This window comes from Zarconia sp. (assembly GCF_057467645.1).
Window position 1 is genome coordinate 1 of sequence record NZ_JBRJXU010000049.1, and the last position, 15,111, is coordinate 15,111.

At 51.9% G+C, this 15,111-nt stretch carries 14 protein-coding genes and 1 tRNA gene; 6 read left to right on the plus strand and 9 right to left on the minus strand.

Annotated features, from left to right (window positions below):
* The first annotated feature begins 1,058 nt into the window (after positions 1-1,058).
* On the plus strand, positions 1,059-1,547 hold the full coding sequence (gene folK, locus AC2215_RS06865; RefSeq protein ID WP_486809224.1) for a 2-amino-4-hydroxy-6-hydroxymethyldihydropteridine diphosphokinase: 489 nt from the start codon (positions 1,059-1,061) through the stop codon (positions 1,545-1,547).
* A gap of 208 nt (positions 1,548-1,755) precedes the next feature.
* Complete coding sequence (locus tag AC2215_RS06870) at positions 1,756-2,301, plus strand: NUDIX hydrolase (RefSeq protein ID WP_486809225.1); 546 nt, start codon at positions 1,756-1,758, stop codon at positions 2,299-2,301.
* Positions 2,302-2,477: 176 nt separating this feature from the next.
* Here AC2215_RS06870 and AC2215_RS06875 read toward each other — a convergent pair whose 3' ends face one another.
* Positions 2,478-2,660, minus strand: a complete 183-nt coding sequence (locus AC2215_RS06875) for a hypothetical protein (RefSeq protein ID WP_486809226.1) — start codon at positions 2,658-2,660, stop codon at positions 2,478-2,480.
* A 510-nt stretch (positions 2,661-3,170) separates the two neighbouring features.
* On the opposite strand from AC2215_RS06875, the gene AC2215_RS06880 reads away from it, so the two are divergent.
* A complete protein-coding gene (locus tag AC2215_RS06880) occupies positions 3,171-4,571 on the plus strand; it encodes an aminopeptidase P family protein (RefSeq protein ID WP_486809236.1) in 1,401 nt (466 codons plus the stop codon).
* Positions 4,572-4,612: 41 nt separating this feature from the next.
* Positions 4,613-5,302: a hypothetical protein gene (locus AC2215_RS06885; RefSeq protein ID WP_486809227.1), complete on the plus strand. Its 690-nt coding sequence runs from the start codon at positions 4,613-4,615 to the stop codon at positions 5,300-5,302.
* A gap of 169 nt (positions 5,303-5,471) precedes the next feature.
* Here AC2215_RS06885 and AC2215_RS06890 read toward each other — a convergent pair.
* The 8 genes from AC2215_RS06890 to AC2215_RS06925 all read right to left on the minus strand — a co-directional run bounded on the left by AC2215_RS06890 (position 5,472) and on the right by AC2215_RS06925 (position 10,146).
* Positions 5,472-5,544: transfer RNA gene (locus tag AC2215_RS06890), tRNA-Glu, on the minus strand.
* A gap of 102 nt (positions 5,545-5,646) precedes the next feature.
* Positions 5,647-5,961, minus strand: a complete 315-nt coding sequence (locus AC2215_RS06895) for a hypothetical protein (RefSeq protein ID WP_486809228.1) — start codon at positions 5,959-5,961, stop codon at positions 5,647-5,649.
* A gap of 38 nt (positions 5,962-5,999) precedes the next feature.
* The gene (locus AC2215_RS06900; protein ID WP_486809229.1) at positions 6,000-6,698 is read right to left on the minus strand and encodes an urease accessory protein UreF; all 699 of its coding nucleotides are present in this window, start codon (positions 6,696-6,698) and stop codon (positions 6,000-6,002) included.
* Between the two features lie 14 nt (positions 6,699-6,712).
* Positions 6,713-7,153 carry an urease accessory protein UreE gene (gene ureE / locus AC2215_RS06905; protein ID WP_486809230.1) on the minus strand — a complete coding sequence of 147 codons (441 nt, stop codon included), beginning with the start codon at positions 7,151-7,153 and terminating at the stop codon, positions 6,713-6,715.
* A gap of 93 nt (positions 7,154-7,246) precedes the next feature.
* The gene (rpsU, locus tag AC2215_RS06910; protein ID WP_264319894.1) at positions 7,247-7,447 is read right to left on the minus strand and encodes a 30S ribosomal protein S21; all 201 of its coding nucleotides are present in this window, start codon (positions 7,445-7,447) and stop codon (positions 7,247-7,249) included.
* A 185-nt stretch (positions 7,448-7,632) separates the two neighbouring features.
* Positions 7,633-7,914, minus strand: coding sequence for an RNA recognition motif domain-containing protein (locus tag AC2215_RS06915; protein WP_486809231.1), 282 nt, complete (start codon positions 7,912-7,914; stop codon positions 7,633-7,635).
* A 169-nt stretch (positions 7,915-8,083) separates the two neighbouring features.
* Positions 8,084-9,487, minus strand: coding sequence for a sensor histidine kinase (locus AC2215_RS06920; RefSeq protein WP_486809232.1), 1,404 nt, complete (start codon positions 9,485-9,487; stop codon positions 8,084-8,086).
* A 191-nt stretch (positions 9,488-9,678) separates the two neighbouring features.
* Positions 9,679-10,146 carry a response regulator gene (locus tag AC2215_RS06925; RefSeq protein WP_486809233.1) on the minus strand — a complete coding sequence of 156 codons (468 nt, stop codon included), beginning with the start codon at positions 10,144-10,146 and terminating at the stop codon, positions 9,679-9,681.
* Between the two features lie 297 nt (positions 10,147-10,443).
* On the opposite strand from AC2215_RS06925, the gene AC2215_RS06930 reads away from it, so the two are divergent.
* Both AC2215_RS06930 and AC2215_RS06935 read left to right on the plus strand, forming a co-directional pair.
* On the plus strand, positions 10,444-13,293 hold the full coding sequence (locus AC2215_RS06930; protein WP_486809234.1) for a hybrid sensor histidine kinase/response regulator: 2,850 nt from the start codon (positions 10,444-10,446) through the stop codon (positions 13,291-13,293).
* A 7-nt stretch (positions 13,294-13,300) separates the two neighbouring features.
* Positions 13,301-14,959, plus strand: coding sequence for a response regulator (locus tag AC2215_RS06935; RefSeq protein WP_486809235.1), 1,659 nt, complete (start codon positions 13,301-13,303; stop codon positions 14,957-14,959).
* Positions 14,960-15,111 lie beyond the last annotated feature (152 nt).

The following is a 15,111-nucleotide window of genomic DNA, read 5'->3' on the forward strand; positions in this document are numbered from 1 at the left end:
AACACTTACCCTGTAGCTCTTCCACAATTGAGCGATCGCTCAATTGTGAAATTTGTGGGCTGAAATTTAAGCCAGGAGGGAAGTAGAACATGATATAAGCTGAAAAGTTACCACACTTAGAAGCTCAAACATGACTCCAACTTCCCGACTCTATGCCGATCCGCGCACTGGCGTTCGTCTAAACTCCAGGGGTTAATGGTGCTGGTGGTAATGCCCAGCGGGGCTGAAGTTCCGAGAAAGGGGGTGGGATAGAAAGAGCGATTCTCCAAAATGAGATTGAGGTGTTCGATCGAACACTCATATTCTGACTCACCAGAATCGACGATGACGCTTTTCTATTCCCCAAACCCCAAACCCCACCCTCGCAGAATACCTCTTCTCCAAAGCTGACGTTCTTCTACAATAATGGTGATGTGAACTACCAGACGCTCCTCTACTTCAGAGCGCTGGCTTCCGGTTTCATCCGCCGTTGCCCTTTCACCCGAAAATGATTGGGTCTTACACAGCGTCCACTGGTTTGGCTCGATTTCTCGGCACTTACAGCTATAGAGAGCAAGTCTCTAACCCGGCAGTCGCCCTGGTTCCCAAGGCGAAAAATTATTTAGATGTGTGTGGGTTTTTGCGGTTTTACGCGAGGCTAAGTATGGCTTCTACTCCAGTGACTCCGCCTATTCCCCGATCTCTGCCGAGTACATTTATACCGCTACGGTTGCCTCTTAGTCAGTCGAGTGAGTCGAGCAATTAGCTCCAACTATTACTAGTCTACAGTACAAAGTATGGACATTCCGGAAAAGAAAAACGTGTTGGTTGAAAATTTTCGAGGCATTGAACCTCTTAATTTTCATGAGGGTTGCTGCAACAGACGCGCTCACTCGACGGACGGCGCAACCGGAGGTCGCTTCTCACCGTCCCGAGTAGAGCAACTGGCGAACCCGAAGGGGACTTATCACCCCTCAAACTCCCCTAGTTAAGCAGTTTCTCGATCGAGCCAACTGCCGAGATCGAGAAATATGACTGATTTCAACATCGAACGTTCGGTACGCCCAAAGGAGCGGTAAATGGGCAAATCTTCATCCTTAGCAGCGATCGCCCTGGGCAGCAATCTGGGCAATTCCCGCCAGATACTCGATCTGGCGATCGATCGCCTGAATGCGACTCCTGGTATCTGTGTCACCGGGAGATCGAGTTGGTATCGCACGGCACCCGTGGGTCCGCCTCAACCGGATTATTTGAACGGTGCGGTGACTTTAGAAGTCTGCCTTCCCCCTCACCAACTGCTCGATATTATGTTGAAAATCGAAGCAGATTTCGGTCGTCGGCGCAGTCAACACTGGGGACCGCGAACCCTGGATTTGGATTTGTTATTATTCGATCGCTTAATTCTCGATACCCCAACCTTGCAAATTCCCCACCCCCGGATGGGAGAACGGGCTTTCGTCCTCGTACCCCTGGCGGAGATTGCACCGGAGAGGATCGAACCGGTTTCGGGAAAGACGATCGCTCAACTGTTGCTGGGAGTCGATCGTTCGGGTATCCGACCGATTTAGGATGCGATCGGGGAAACAGGGGGCGCTATATTGACAAAAAACAACCCGAATCCAATCGGGCGATCGCCCTCTAGGCTTGGAACGAACCCCATTCAACGGGTGTCAGTCCATCCCCGAACGAGGGTCAAACCCAAAACAAAACACGCTCTACGGTTTTGAAACTGTAGAGCTTTCGGAGCAAACCTTGTAACAGAACACATCAACACTTATGCTTCCAGGTCAAGAACCGCCGCAAATTCTCAAGCAGCGAATGTTTTACCGAGGTCGTCGATTCAACTTCGATGTCAATCGCCTGCGCCTTCCCAACGGTTCGGAAGGGGAATGGGAATGTATCCGGCATCCCGGCGGTGCGGTGGCGATTCCCGTGACTGCTGACGGGCAACTGGTGCTAGTGCGGCAGTATCGCTTTGCCGTTCGCGGTCGATTGCTGGAGTTTCCCGCAGGAACCATAGAACCGAACGAAGATCCCGCCCAAACCGTCGAGCGCGAAATTCAAGAAGAAACGGGCTATCGCGCGAAAGAATGGAAGAATTTAGGGCAATTTTTCCTTGCCCCCGGTTACTCTGACGAAGTCATTTACGTGTATCTGGCCCGAGAGTTGGAAAAACTGGAAACTCCTCCCCAGCAAGATGCCGATGAGGATATGGAAACGGTGTTAATGACACCGAGTCAACTCGAAGATGCGATTCGGGCGGGGGAACCGGTGGATGCGAAATCGATCGCCTGTTTAGTTCTCGCCCGTCCGTTTCTTTAACCATAGGGTCGCTCGAACTGGGGCAATCGACGTTTAACCCGTTTGCTCTCTCTTGGAAAAAAACCCAGATCGAGTCATTTCTAGATCGGGGTTTCTACCGAATTCAAAGAGACGAGCGCAGTTTTATCGAACCGAGCAATAAAACGCAGCACTCAAGTCCCGATCGCCCCCAAACCTCAATCGACCACTCGTAGAGAGCCTCTTTGGAGCAGCTCGAACACTTTGCGAATTTCAACTTGCTCGTTGGCAGCCATGGGATTTTCCGATCGGGCGGCGTTGGCGAGTGCCTGTCGGTCGGCCAGGGTAATTTGACCGGAGGCGAGGATTTTTTGGACGATCGGGGTCAAGGAATACATCATGAGACACTTTCAAGTAGAGTGAGCACCAAGAATCAATTTCTGAATCACAAATTTTGGAACCAGGGATAGAGAAGATAGAAACACTGACGCTGGGAACCTACGCCCTGGAAAACGCAGACTTAAGAACGTAGAACCTCGGCAGCAAAAGGTTTCTATAATGTTAATCATCTCCTGGAAAGAAAAAATAAGAAGTGACCGCTTCCTGACAAACCGATGAAAACGATCGGGTTGCGACGCGATCCTCGCTCCCCTACCCCGTGATACTTCTACGATGGTGAGTGCGATCGCGATCGCACGTGAAACCGGTTCGATCGACTGCCACAAGTCCGGGCGTCCAAGATCGGACGAACCTTTTACCATAGAAAAATAGGATGTTCTGCCATTTTGGGCGCGCAGAAACTCGGAGGAACGGGCAAGCTGTGGGGGTAACCCACTCAAGTTACCCTCGATCGAAGCCGATCTCCGAATCTCAGCCCAAAATGGCTTAAAAATGGTTTGACCGTTTTCAGTATGCTCATCACCAGTAAGTACCCGTCCGATACATTTCGCGATCGTGCCTTGGAAACCACCCTCCGGGAACGGCGCACCCAACTCGCTCGACACATCGAGTTTCCCATCATTCTCTGGTCCGGACGGCGGCAGTCGCGCAACTTCCGGGCCAATCAATATCCCTTTCGCGCCAGCAGCCACTTTCTCTACTTTGGCGGCGTTCCCATCCCCAATGCTGCCATTCGCCTAGAGGGGGGCAAGCTGGAACTATTTATGGACGATCCCGCCCCTGGAGACGCGCTGTGGCACGGGGAAATGCCCAAACGCCACGAAATCGCCCGTCTCATCGGGGCCGATGCGGCGCTTCCTTTAGTGGAATTGGCTTCGCGATCGACTGGGGCGGCGACGGTTCCCCTACCCGGACTTGCCGCCGAACAAGCCCATATTCTCGGGCGATCGCTTTCCTCTCCCACGGAACCCCAGGGAATCGATCGAGAATTAGTGCGGGCGATCGTCGCTCTGCGCCTGCGTCACGATGCCGCAGCTCTGGCGGAATTGCGCCAAGCCGCAGCCGTCAGCGTCGAAGCCCACAAAGCGGGGATGGCTGCAACTGCCAACGCCACGACAGAAGCCCAGGTACGCGGGGCAATGGAAGGGGTCATTATCGGCCATAACATGACCTGCGCTTACAACAGTATCGTTACCGTTTGCGGGGAGGTGCTGCACAACGAGGCGTACCATCATCCCCTGAAGTCGGGAGACTTGTTGCTGGCCGATGTCGGTGCGGAAACCCCCAACGGCTGGGCGGCCGATATTACCCGCACTTGGCCGGTGAATGGCAAGTTTTCTTCCACCCAGCGAGATTTGTATCAGGTGGTGCTCGCTGCCCACGATCGGGCGATCGAGGCGGTGCGTCCCGGCATCGAATATCGCAACATTCACCTGCTCGCGGCCCGAATTCTGGCCGAAGGTTTGGTGGATTTGGGAATTTTGCAGGGCCACCCCGAAGACTTGGTGGAAATGGATGCCCACGCCCTCTTCTTCCCCCACGGTATCGGTCATATCCTGGGTTTGGACGTTCACGATATGGAAGATTTGGGGGATTGGGCTGGATACGAGAAAGGACGAGCGAGGAGCAAGCGGTTTGGATTGGGCTTCCTACGCCTGCATCGCCCCCTGCAAGAATCGATGCTGGTGACGATCGAACCGGGTTTCTATCAAGTTCCCGGCATTCTCAACGATCCCCAAAATCGGGAGAAGTATCGGGAAGTGGTGAATTGGGAGCGTTTGGCTCAATTTGCCGACGTGCGCGGCATTCGCATCGAAGATGATGTATTGGTGACAGAAGAGGGATCGGAAGTTCTCACCGCAGCCCTGCCGACGGATACTGAGGCGATCGAATCTCTGGTGGGTCGATTGTAGGGAGCGAACATCACAGTTCTTCCACTTCGTGAGGCACGCCGATGACTAGCAAGGGGAAAGGGGGAAGGAAAAAAGGGCAAAAGTCTCAATCTCAGAGACTTGAGAACCTCTATAACATCGATCTCCAATCCGTGGTGGAGAACTTAGAGTCCGATCGAATCGAACTGCAAGGTCTGGCTATCGAGGAAGCGATCGAAATCGCCAACGTTTTGGTCGTCAAAGCCGTGGATGCTCTCAGACGAGGACCCGATCGCTTCCCAATTGCAGAGCGAATCTCTCGTTTCGGTTCGATCGCGCTTCCCCATGTGAAAACACTCTTTCGAGAGTCGAAGGATTCGGAAGTCAAGCTGCTGTGTGCGCTGATTCTTCTCGGTTTGGAATCGAAAGAAGGGGTTCCATATTTGCTCGATGCGGTTTTAACCCGTGAAGATTATGGATTTTTCACACCTCTATACCTAGCAAGGGCAAATGTGGAAGAGGTTATCGAACCCATTCTCATTCGCCTGCGAAGTGTCGACTTCCAAAATCTCGATCCCAACGACTATCGGTCAATTACTGCGATCGGCTTACTCCTGGGGTCGCTAGAAGAATTAGAAACCGATATCCCGCCAGATTTATACGAACAGCTCAGTCATCGGGATCTTCCTTGGCAAATCAGCAAGCAGTTCCAGGACATACGGCGACAAATACGGGGGCGATCGCGCAAAAGAGCGCGCGTCCGCTCGGAGTGAGTCGTAGCGTCTCCGTACGCACCCTATCTCTAACGTCAGTTTTGCTTAAGTCGTCTCACCGGGATTCAGATGTCTGCTCAAAACTGTAGCAGTAAATTTTTTAGATTTGAAAATAAAAAAAAGAGAGCATACTAGTTGTATACTCTCTCTTTTATAACCTTTGCTTGAGTACCCCCAGGGGAATTCGAATCCCCGTCGCCTCCGTGAAAGGGAGGTGTCCTAGGCCTCTAGACGATGGGGGCTTGTTTCTCAAGCCTTTACTACGTTAACTAATATTCAGAGCATTGTCAACACCTTTTCCCAAAAATTTTTCTATCTCCTCCAAAAAGGTTCACCGTAGGGGTTTATCGAGCCTTGGTACTCGCGCAATCTCCCCGGCAGTTGCGCGCGCTGCGAATACATCCACGTTGGGCAAATCGTCGAGCGTGCTTAACGACCGTCGGCCAAGCCAGTAGTTGAAATGGAATCCCCGTCAAGCTCCACGCGATTCGACCTGCAGAATGAAGAATATCCCAGGCTTCATCAAAACTAGGGCACTGGGTAAATTCGTTCCATTCGTCTGCCAGGGCTTGCCATCGAGCGGCTAAAGTCGGTTTGTGGCAGCGATCGTACAGGGTCATACCTGCGCGGTAGTCTTGCAGTGTTTGCCGGATGGACATTGTGAGGTTTTTGGGTTCGAGAGAAGATTGAGGGGGCTTCAAGAGCGAAATAAGCGCGAATAGAGGGTTTCGTGAGCCATACTTGCCAGAGCTAAACCCCACCCGCAGCTGACGAGGTCATCGTCTTCCAGAGTGAAAATTTTGGTGGTGGCGCTGTCGATCTCGGGGTACAGTTGCACGAGAAGCTGTTGACCGAGAGTTTGACCGAGGGGAATCAATTTGATACCCGCGCCGATGATATTTGTCGTCCAGCTTTGCAGGTACGCCTGGAGCACCGCTTTCTCGTCGAGTTGCCAGCCAGCAGCGAGAATTCCGAAGGCGATCGCAAAATTGCAAGGGGTTCCCGATGCGCCCATGGCATCTTCGAGGGATGGGTGTAGGGAGATGGCCAATCGGCGTAACGCGCTGCCCATCTGCCAGCTTTGATGGCGCAGTTCTTCGGTTTCTTTGGCGGCCGAAAGCCATTGGTTCCAATAGGCTAACCCGGAAGCATCTGAGGTCGTTGCCGCCCGATATCCGCGCAGCATCACCGCTGCTTCGAGACGAATGGCCCCAAAACGGAGTTCTCGTTCGATCCAGTCAGCGAGGCGGTCTCCATCGGTAATCGTTTGGCGATCGATGAGCGTTTCGAGTCCTTCAGAATAACTGTACGCACCAACCGGGAGTGCCGGACTCGCCAGTTGCAAGAGGTATAGCAGAGAAAAATCTCGAGTTGACTCGGGTTCGGTGGGTAACACGATCGCACCGCAGACTAAAGGTGGTGGTGTCCGTAAGCGCCGATTTCCGGTTGAAAGGGCACGACTTCTTCGAGAATCTCCACTTGCAACTGTTCGAGCATTTGCTTCAAGACCGGATCGGGAGAAAGGCGTAGATATGTTGGGTGAATTTCGAGCTGAACGTGGCGATTGCCCAAATGATAGGCAGCTTGTAACAATTTGAGGGGGGTTGGGGCTTTGATAGTGAACACCGATTCCGGTTGCGCCACCACTCGCACCCAGGTGTCTTCTGTTTCGGATTTAAGTAAGTCACCATCCCGCAAAACCGTCCCCCTGGGAAGTTGCAGGTGAGCAACTTCCCCTTCATCAGTTTGTACCCGACGACGGCTGCGAGTTCGTTCGTAGGCCGTGAGCGACAGGGTTAAAGAGGCGGGGGTTTGGGGATTGGCTGAAAATCGTTGGGTTAAAATCAACATCAACCGATCGAAAAAGCAATGGGGTTTTCCCAAATGTCGATCGAGTTACTGCTTGCTGTTTTCGTTTCTCGATCGATCCATTGAAAAATGCGGCTACCCAGCCATAGTTCTGCGAGTGCGGCGAAACTTTTTCCGGCGACGTGCCAAAGCTTTACGCTTGCGCTTCTCGATCGGGGTCTCAAAATGGCGATTTTTTTTCATATCTGCCCAAATCCCGGCCCTAGATACTTCGCGCTTAAATCGACGTAGAGTAGACTCCAGGGGTTCGTTTTCTCCTGGGATGACTTGGGTCATACTGTATCCTCCTTAAACCTAATAATGAATTGAACTAGAACGTTAGACAACGTGAAACATTTTTGGGTGGGCTCGACAATTTGTTGACCCACCTGCGGTAACTGAAGAGAGTGCCAAAGCTTCAGAAATTAACAGAGCTTTCGGCCTGATTGAAGACCGAAAGGCACGGTTTTAAAAGACCGAGGTTACCAGGACCGACGGCCACCACCACTAGGTCTCCTGTCTTCCCGAGGCTTGGCTTTGTTGACTTTCAGGACGCGTCCCATCCACTCAGCACCATCGAGAGCATCGATCGCCGATTGTTCTTCCTCTTCGGTTTCCATTTCGACAAAACCAAACCCTCGCGGGCGACCGGTCTCCCGATCGGTAGGGAGTTGCACCCGTTTGATGGCGCCGTACTCCGCGAAGACCTCATTTAGGTCCTCTTGGGTAACGTCGTAGGAGAGGTTACCTATATAGATTGACATTCAAAAAGCCTCCAGCTTTTATCTTTAGCGATTCTGCATAGGGGAGACCTAGTCGAAAACCAATCTAACCCTGTAGCGAAAATCAAAATTGCAGACCTTTATTATATAACAGGTTCACTCTTGCCGTGCCCCTTCCCGGATCGACTAAGAAGCGTTGGGAAACTGGGGCTTATCCCACAACGGAACCGGATTCTTGGGGTAAGGTAACCGTCACGGTCGTTCCGAGATCGAGTTGGCTGGTCATTTCGATCCAACCGTTGTGACTCGTGGCGATCGCCCGGGCGATCGCCAGTCCCAACCCCGATCCGGCTGAGGTCGCTCGAGCAAACCTTTCCATCCCGTGGCTGCGGGCGGGATCGACGCGGTAAAATCGATCGAACACCCGCTCGATCGCCTCTTCTGGAATTCCAATCCCCGTATCTTTTACCGTGACTTGCAACTGACGAGGGTCGCGATGGGAGCCGTTTTTACCGATCGCGCGAATACATTGGAGGGTGACGATCGCCTCTCCCTGGGTTGGGGTGTATTGCAACGCATTCTCCATTAAATTTGTCAAGAGTCGAGCGAGCTGATTTTCATCTCCCCAGAGGGCAAACGCCCGATCGATATCGTCGAGGGTCAACCCATCCTCGTGAGGCGGCGGTACGATTTCCAAGCACAACGCGATCTCTTGTTCGGCAGCGATCGCCTGCAACTCCTCCACCACCTCCACCAACAGCGCATCCAGAAACACCTGTTTTTGCTGGGGAACCACCATGCCGCTATCTTGTCGCGCCAAAAATAATAAATCGTCCACCAACCGTCCCAAACGGCGAGTGAGGCGTTCGATGGCTTGCAGTTGCCCTCGGTAGGGTCCAGCGGCTAAATCCGGATCGGCCAGGGCCACTTGGACGTTGGTTTGAATGGCTGAAATCGGAGAGCGGAGTTCGTGGGAGGCATCGGCGGTAAACTGTTTTAAGCGTTCGTAAGACTCTCCAACCGGTTGCATGGCTTTCCCCGACAGCCACCAACCACTGAGTGCCACCGACACCAACATCAAACTCGTCCCCCAAAATAAATCCCAAATAAACTGGCGGCTGGGTTTGGTCACCTCAAACCACGGATGGCTGACGCGCAAATAGCCCAGAACTTGGAGATCCACTTCCACGCGATCGCTCACTTGACGCAAGGCCCCAAAATGATAGTTGCCATCGGACTCCCCCTGGGGAGGGTACACGGTTTGACCGTGACGACCGGATTGCAGGGGAATTTGCAGGGGTTCTTTGAAGGTAGACCAGACTAGCACTCCCGCAGCATCGAACCATTCGAGATCGATGCGATCGTCATCTAGGGTTTCGGCATTGTCGCGAAAACTGGCTTCGATATTCACGCGATACTCAGCATTAGAGGTCGGTAGCGGTTCGACGACGAGCGATCGTTCCACCACTTCCACAACGTGTTTGAGGGTGTCGTCCATGCGTTCGATGAGGGTTTGACGCACGTAAAGATAAACCCCCGTCGCAAATAAAAGCAGCAAAATCGCGGTCACGGTGGTATACCAGATGGCAAGGCGGCGACGGGTGGCTTGAAACACGGTTGAGGTGAAATTTTAGATTGTAGATTTCCGATTGTGGGAGATTTTAGATTGTATAGCAACCGCGCCTAGCGCTGAGGACAATGCCGGACCATGCCGGACAATGATGTAATCAACCCACGAACGATCTTTGCCTCCCTTGTCTCCATTCCCGATTCCCCGTTCCCCGTTCCCGATTCCCGCACCTGACGTTAAGATAATTCCCCAAATTGACGAAGCGATCGCTCGATCGCTTCGATTTGAATGGGTTTGCTAATATAGTCGTTCATTCCCACTTCCAGGCATTTTTCCCGATCGCCGCGCATGGCATTGGCCGTCATGGCAATAATCCAGGGACGAGAGTCGTTTTGCCATTCTTCTCGAATGGCGCGCGTGGCTTCAAAACCATCCATCTCGGGCATCTGCACGTCCATGAACACGACATCGTAAGACTGGCGGTGCAGAGCTTCGATCGCTTCCTTGCCGTTGGTTGCCAAATCTGCATCGTATCCCAACCGTTTAAACATTCTCAGAGCAACCTTTTGATTGACGCGAATATCTTCTGCAAGCAGAATATTGAGAGGTAGCTGTTCGGCAAGAAGTGGCTCGGGAAATTCGGGTGGCATATTAGCAAATCGGCTGGGCTTCTCGATGATGGAAAACTCGATGGCTACGGGCAAACTTCAATCTATCTAAAAGATGGAGCGAAGTCTAGGTCGATACTTAACATTTTAAAGATGTCTTTGTTTTCCCGGGCATCGAGCATTGAGGCTTTGGAAATCTGTAAAACCCTCACTCTGGCTCGCGTACGGCTGACGGCTTAAGGGGAGGGAAAAAATGTCTCAGACCCGCTTGGATGGTGAGACGATCGCTCATAATGGGTTTAGCCCCGCAATCGATCGCGCTCTTGCCTCGCGAGTGGCGAACGGGGAAAATATACCCCGATTTCCTCTCAACTGCGTTTTCCGGAACTCTGAATGTCTAACTTTTTCCGACGGACCCCCCTGCGAACTTCGATCGTCGTTCCGTTCTTATTACAAATTTTTGCGGTGGTGGGAATTGTCGGGTGGTTGTCTTTCCGCAGCGGTCGCAAAGCCGTGGACGATCTGGTCACCCAATTGAGCCATTCGATCGCCGATCGCATCGATCTCCAGACTCAAGACTACCTGCAAAAACCGTATCTAATTCACCAAAGCATTCTGGCAACGATTGCTGCTCAAAAGCTGGTTCCCGAAGACTTTCAATCTCTACAATGCTATTTCTGGCAGCAAATCGAGCAACCGAATCCGGTGGATTACCTGATTTTTGGATTCCCTGACGGTAACGTAATGGCGGTTCAGCGTCGGGAGGACGATCGCATCGTCGTCAAAGTCCGAGATGACTCTACCGGGGGAGAACGCCACATCTACCAACTCAACGATCGCTGCGAGCGAATGACGCGATTTCAAAGCACCCCCTACGACGCGCGAGAGCGTTCCTGGTATCGAGCGGCGATCGACGCGAAACAAGCAACCTGGAGTCCCATCAATCTTGAACCCGACGAAGCGCGGCTCGAAATTAGCTCCGCAATCCCCATCTACAATGACAACGGTAGCCTGCGGGGGGTGTTGGGTGCCGAGTTTTCCCTCTCGCAACTGACGAATTTTCTCGGTCAGCTCGAAATCAGTCCTTCTGGAGAGGCATTTATTATCGAACGATCGGGAGAAGTGGTGGCCACTTCTAAACCCGAATTGCTCTTTGTCAGCGACTCAGAAGAGGCAGAAACGGAGTTATCCGAGAGCGAGGAAGACGAGGAGGAAGAAGGACGGCGCTTGCAAGGGATCGAGAGCACCAGCCCCCTAGTTGCTCGGACGACGGAATATCTGCTCGAGCGATTCGGTTCTTTGGATGCCATTCAACAGGAACAACTGCTGAATTTTCAAGTCAAGAACGGGGCGCGACAATGGGTGCAAGTGAGATTCTTACAAGACGATCGAGGGTTAGATTGGCTGAGCGTGGTGGTGATTCCCGAAGTGGATTTCATGGAGCAGATTCGCCAAAATACCGTTAATACGGTCGCTCTATGTCTGGTGGCTTTAGCCGTGGCAACCTACGTGGGGGTGCTGACGGGACGTTGGATTACCGATCCCATTTGTCAGCTGAACGCGGCGGCCAGACAATTAGCCCAAGGGGGATGGGAGCGTCGGGTGCAACTCACGAGATCGGACGAGTTGGGAGAACTGGCGATTTCTTTCAATCGAATGGCCGCTCAACTGCAATCGGCTTTTATTCGCCTGCAAAATACCAACGAAGAACTCGAACGACGAGTGGTCGAACGCACCCGCGAACTCGAAAAAGCCAAACAAGCCGCCGATCGCGCTAACCAAGCTAAAAGTGAATTTTTGGCCCATATGAGTCACGAACTGCGCACGCCCCTGAATGGGATTTTGGGCTACGCTCAAATTCTACAGCGAGATCGAGACACGACACCCAAGCAGCTCGATCGCCTCCAGATCGTCGAACAGTGCGGTTTTCATCTGCTCACGCTAATTAACGACGTGTTGGATTTGTCAAAAATCGAGGCGGGGAAACTCGAACTTCACCTTCGCGATTTTCATTTGGATACCTTTCTTAAAGGCGTCAGCGATATTTGCCGCATCAAAGCCGAACAAAAGGAAATGGATTTTAGCTATCAGGCGCTCAATCGCCTGCCCCCGGCGGTACGAGCCGATGAGAAGCGATTGCGACAAGTCCTGGTGAATTTGCTCGGGAACGCGGTGAAGTTTACCGAAACTGGCAGCGTCACCTTCAAAGTTGGGGAAATTGATTCATCTCCCAATACCGAGGAAACTCCCGATGGCAATCGGGAACATCCATCCGAGGGAAAAACCCCATCGACGGTGAAAATTCGCTTTCAAGTGGAAGATACGGGAATCGGCATGACCCCGGAACAATTACAAAGGATTTTCCAACCCTTCGAGCAAGGAGAAGTCCAACCGCAGAACGTCGAGGGAACCGGGCTGGGATTGGCGATCGCTCGGAAGTTAGTTCGGATGATGGATAGCGAACTCCTCGTCGAGAGTACTCCCGGCGTCGGGTCTCGGTTTTGGTTCGAGGTTGAGTTGCTCGCGGCCGAGTCGTGGCAAGCGATCGAAGTCGAAAGTGCGACGGTTGGGATTAACGGTTACGAGGGTCCCCGGCATAAAATACTCGTTGTCGACGATCGCGTGGCGAATCGGGCGGTACTGGTGGATTTTCTCGAACCTTTGGGGTTTGAAGTCGAGCAAGCCACCAACGGACTCGAGGGATTGGAAAAAGCGCGCTCGGGGCAGCCGGACGTCATTATCGCCGACATCGTCATGCCGGTGATGGATGGCTTAGAGATGACCCGAGAGATTCGTCAGTTGCCCGAATTAGCCGAGATGATTATCATTGCCTCGAGTGCGAGCGTATTTAATTTCGATCGGCAAAAGAGTTGGGAGGTCGGCTGTAGCGATTTTCTCCCCAAGCCCGTCCGGGAGTCGCAATTGCTCGAACAGTTACAAAAATATTTGGATTTAGTATGGATTTATGAAGCAGGGGGTAACTTAGAAAGGAACGATTCTCCTTCGGGCAATCTTCAAGAAGATGAAGAATCTGCCCTCGTTATTCCTCCACCCGATCGAATGCGCGCCCTGTACGAAGCCGCTCAAATCGGTCACATCGAACGGATGAAACGCGAAGCGACTCGCCTGGGGCAGTCCGACAAGCGATTCTTGCCGTTTGCCAACCGGGTCATCGAACTTGCACGATCGTTTGAAGATGAAGCAATACTAGAATTAATCGAACCCCATATGCCAAAACGTTAAACTCAATTTGACTCATCGGGAATACGATTGGGTCACCCCCACCGACTGCCAAACTTTTTCGATCGCCATGGACGAGATGCAAAAGCCCCAGGTACTGATTGTTGACGATACTCCGACCAATATTCAGGTCTTGTCAGATTTTCTGATCGAGTCGGGTTTTGAAGTGCTCGTGGCGAAAACTGGAGAAAGCGCGCTCAAAAAACTCGAAAAAGCATCTCCCGATCTAATTTTACTCGATATTATGATGCCGGGGATGAATGGTTTTGAAACCTGCATCAAATTAAAAAGTTGGGAGAAAACCCACGAGATTCCCGTTATTTTTATGACGGCGCTTTCCGATGTGGTGGATAAGGTCAAAGGATTGAGTCTGGGGGCGGTTGATTATATTACGAAACCGTTTCAGCAAGAAGAAGTTTTAGCGCGCATTAACGTTCAACTGCGGCTGCGAAATTTAACCCGACAACTACAACAATCCAAGCAAGAAGCCGAAGCGGCAAATCAAGCCAAAAGCGAGTTTCTGACCAACATGAGTCACGATTTGCGAACGCCGCTCAACGGCATTCTCGGCCTGGCTCAAATTTTGTTGGCTTCCCCCAATGTGACGACGGAAGAATTAGATAATATCAATATTATTTATCAATCTGGCGCCCATTTACTGACCCTGATTAACGATATTTTAGATCTGTCTAAAATCGAGGCCGGTAAAATGGAACTCGAACTCGGCGAACTTTGTCTGCCAGACTTTCTCACAAAAGTGGTAGAAATCTGTCAGGTGAGAGCCAAACAAAAAGAAATTTTCTTCCGCTATCAACTGAGTTCTTCTCTGCCGAAAGGTCTACAAGCCGATCGAAAAAGATTGCAACAGGTTCTGATTAATTTACTCGGGAATGCGATTAAGTTTACCGAATCCGGCGGAGTAACGTTTCGCGTCGAAAATCTCGGCTCGCTTTCCCAACCCCAAAATGGTGCTCCACCCCAATGCCAACTTCGGTTCCAAATTGAAGATACGGGCATTGGCATGACTCCCGAAGAAATCCAAAAAATCTTTCTGCCGTTCGAGCAAGCGAAAAATACGCGCTATAACGGTGAAGGGACGGGACTCGGTTTGGCGATCGCGCAAAAACTCATCGAGATGATGGGCAGTACTCTACACGTTAAAAGCCAGCCGGGAGAAGGGAGCGTCTTTTGGATGGACTTAGAACTGCCGATTACGGAAACGCCAGCCGAACCGCTTCATCCGATTTCTCTACCGCCCAACGTCATCGATGAATCCTTTTCTGGAAAGTTGCCCTTGCGCATTCTACTGGTGGAAGATACCCGAATCAATCAGAAAGTTGCCCTGAGAATGCTCAAACGTTTGGGATATGAAGCCGATTTAGCCAACAATGGTTTAGAAGCCCTCGAAGTGCTGCGCCACCAGTCCTACGATATCGTCTTCATGGACGTGCAAATGCCGGAAATGGACGGCTTTGAAACCACTCGGCAAATTCACCGGGAGTGGGAAGATCTCCATCGCCCTTGGATTATTGCCATGACGGCGAATGCCATGCGCGGCGATCGGGAAAAATGTCTCGAAGCGGGGATGAACGACTACATCAGCAAACCCATCGAAGTCGAGGAAATTGCTCGATCGCTACGCCAGTATAGTGCCGCGCAAAAGTATTAGCTTCTGGTGGGGTGTAGGGGAGATGGGTTGTAGGGTGTGGGGTTTGGGGAACATTTAATTGAAGAATTCTCCTCTTCCTTGTCCCCTTGTCCCCTTGTCCCCTTGTCCCCTTGTCCCCTTGTCCCCTTGTCCCCTTGTCCCCTTGTCCCCTT

What these genes read in the sequence shown, in the direction of transcription:
- AC2215_RS06870 (WP_486809225.1), top strand. Translation starts at nt 1,756, where the DNA reads ATGCTTCCAGGTCAAGAACCGCCGCAAATTCTCAAGCAGCGAATGTTT.
- AC2215_RS06930 (WP_486809234.1), top strand. Translation starts at nt 10,444, where the DNA reads ATGTCTAACTTTTTCCGACGGACCCCCCTGCGAACTTCGATCGTCGTT.
- ureE (WP_486809230.1), bottom strand. Translation starts at nt 7,153, where the DNA reads ATGTTGATTTTAACCCAACGATTTTCAGCCAATCCCCAAACCCCCGCC.
- AC2215_RS06885 (WP_486809227.1), top strand. Translation starts at nt 4,613, where the DNA reads ATGACTAGCAAGGGGAAAGGGGGAAGGAAAAAAGGGCAAAAGTCTCAA.
- AC2215_RS06895 (WP_486809228.1), bottom strand. Translation starts at nt 5,961, where the DNA reads ATGTCCATCCGGCAAACACTGCAAGACTACCGCGCAGGTATGACCCTG.
- rpsU (WP_264319894.1), bottom strand. Translation starts at nt 7,447, where the DNA reads ATGACCCAAGTCATCCCAGGAGAAAACGAACCCCTGGAGTCTACTCTA.
- AC2215_RS06875 (WP_486809226.1), bottom strand. Translation starts at nt 2,660, where the DNA reads ATGATGTATTCCTTGACCCCGATCGTCCAAAAAATCCTCGCCTCCGGT.
- folK (WP_486809224.1), top strand. Translation starts at nt 1,059, where the DNA reads ATGGGCAAATCTTCATCCTTAGCAGCGATCGCCCTGGGCAGCAATCTG.
- AC2215_RS06880 (WP_486809236.1), top strand. Translation starts at nt 3,171, where the DNA reads ATGCTCATCACCAGTAAGTACCCGTCCGATACATTTCGCGATCGTGCC.
- AC2215_RS06915 (WP_486809231.1), bottom strand. Translation starts at nt 7,914, where the DNA reads ATGTCAATCTATATAGGTAACCTCTCCTACGACGTTACCCAAGAGGAC.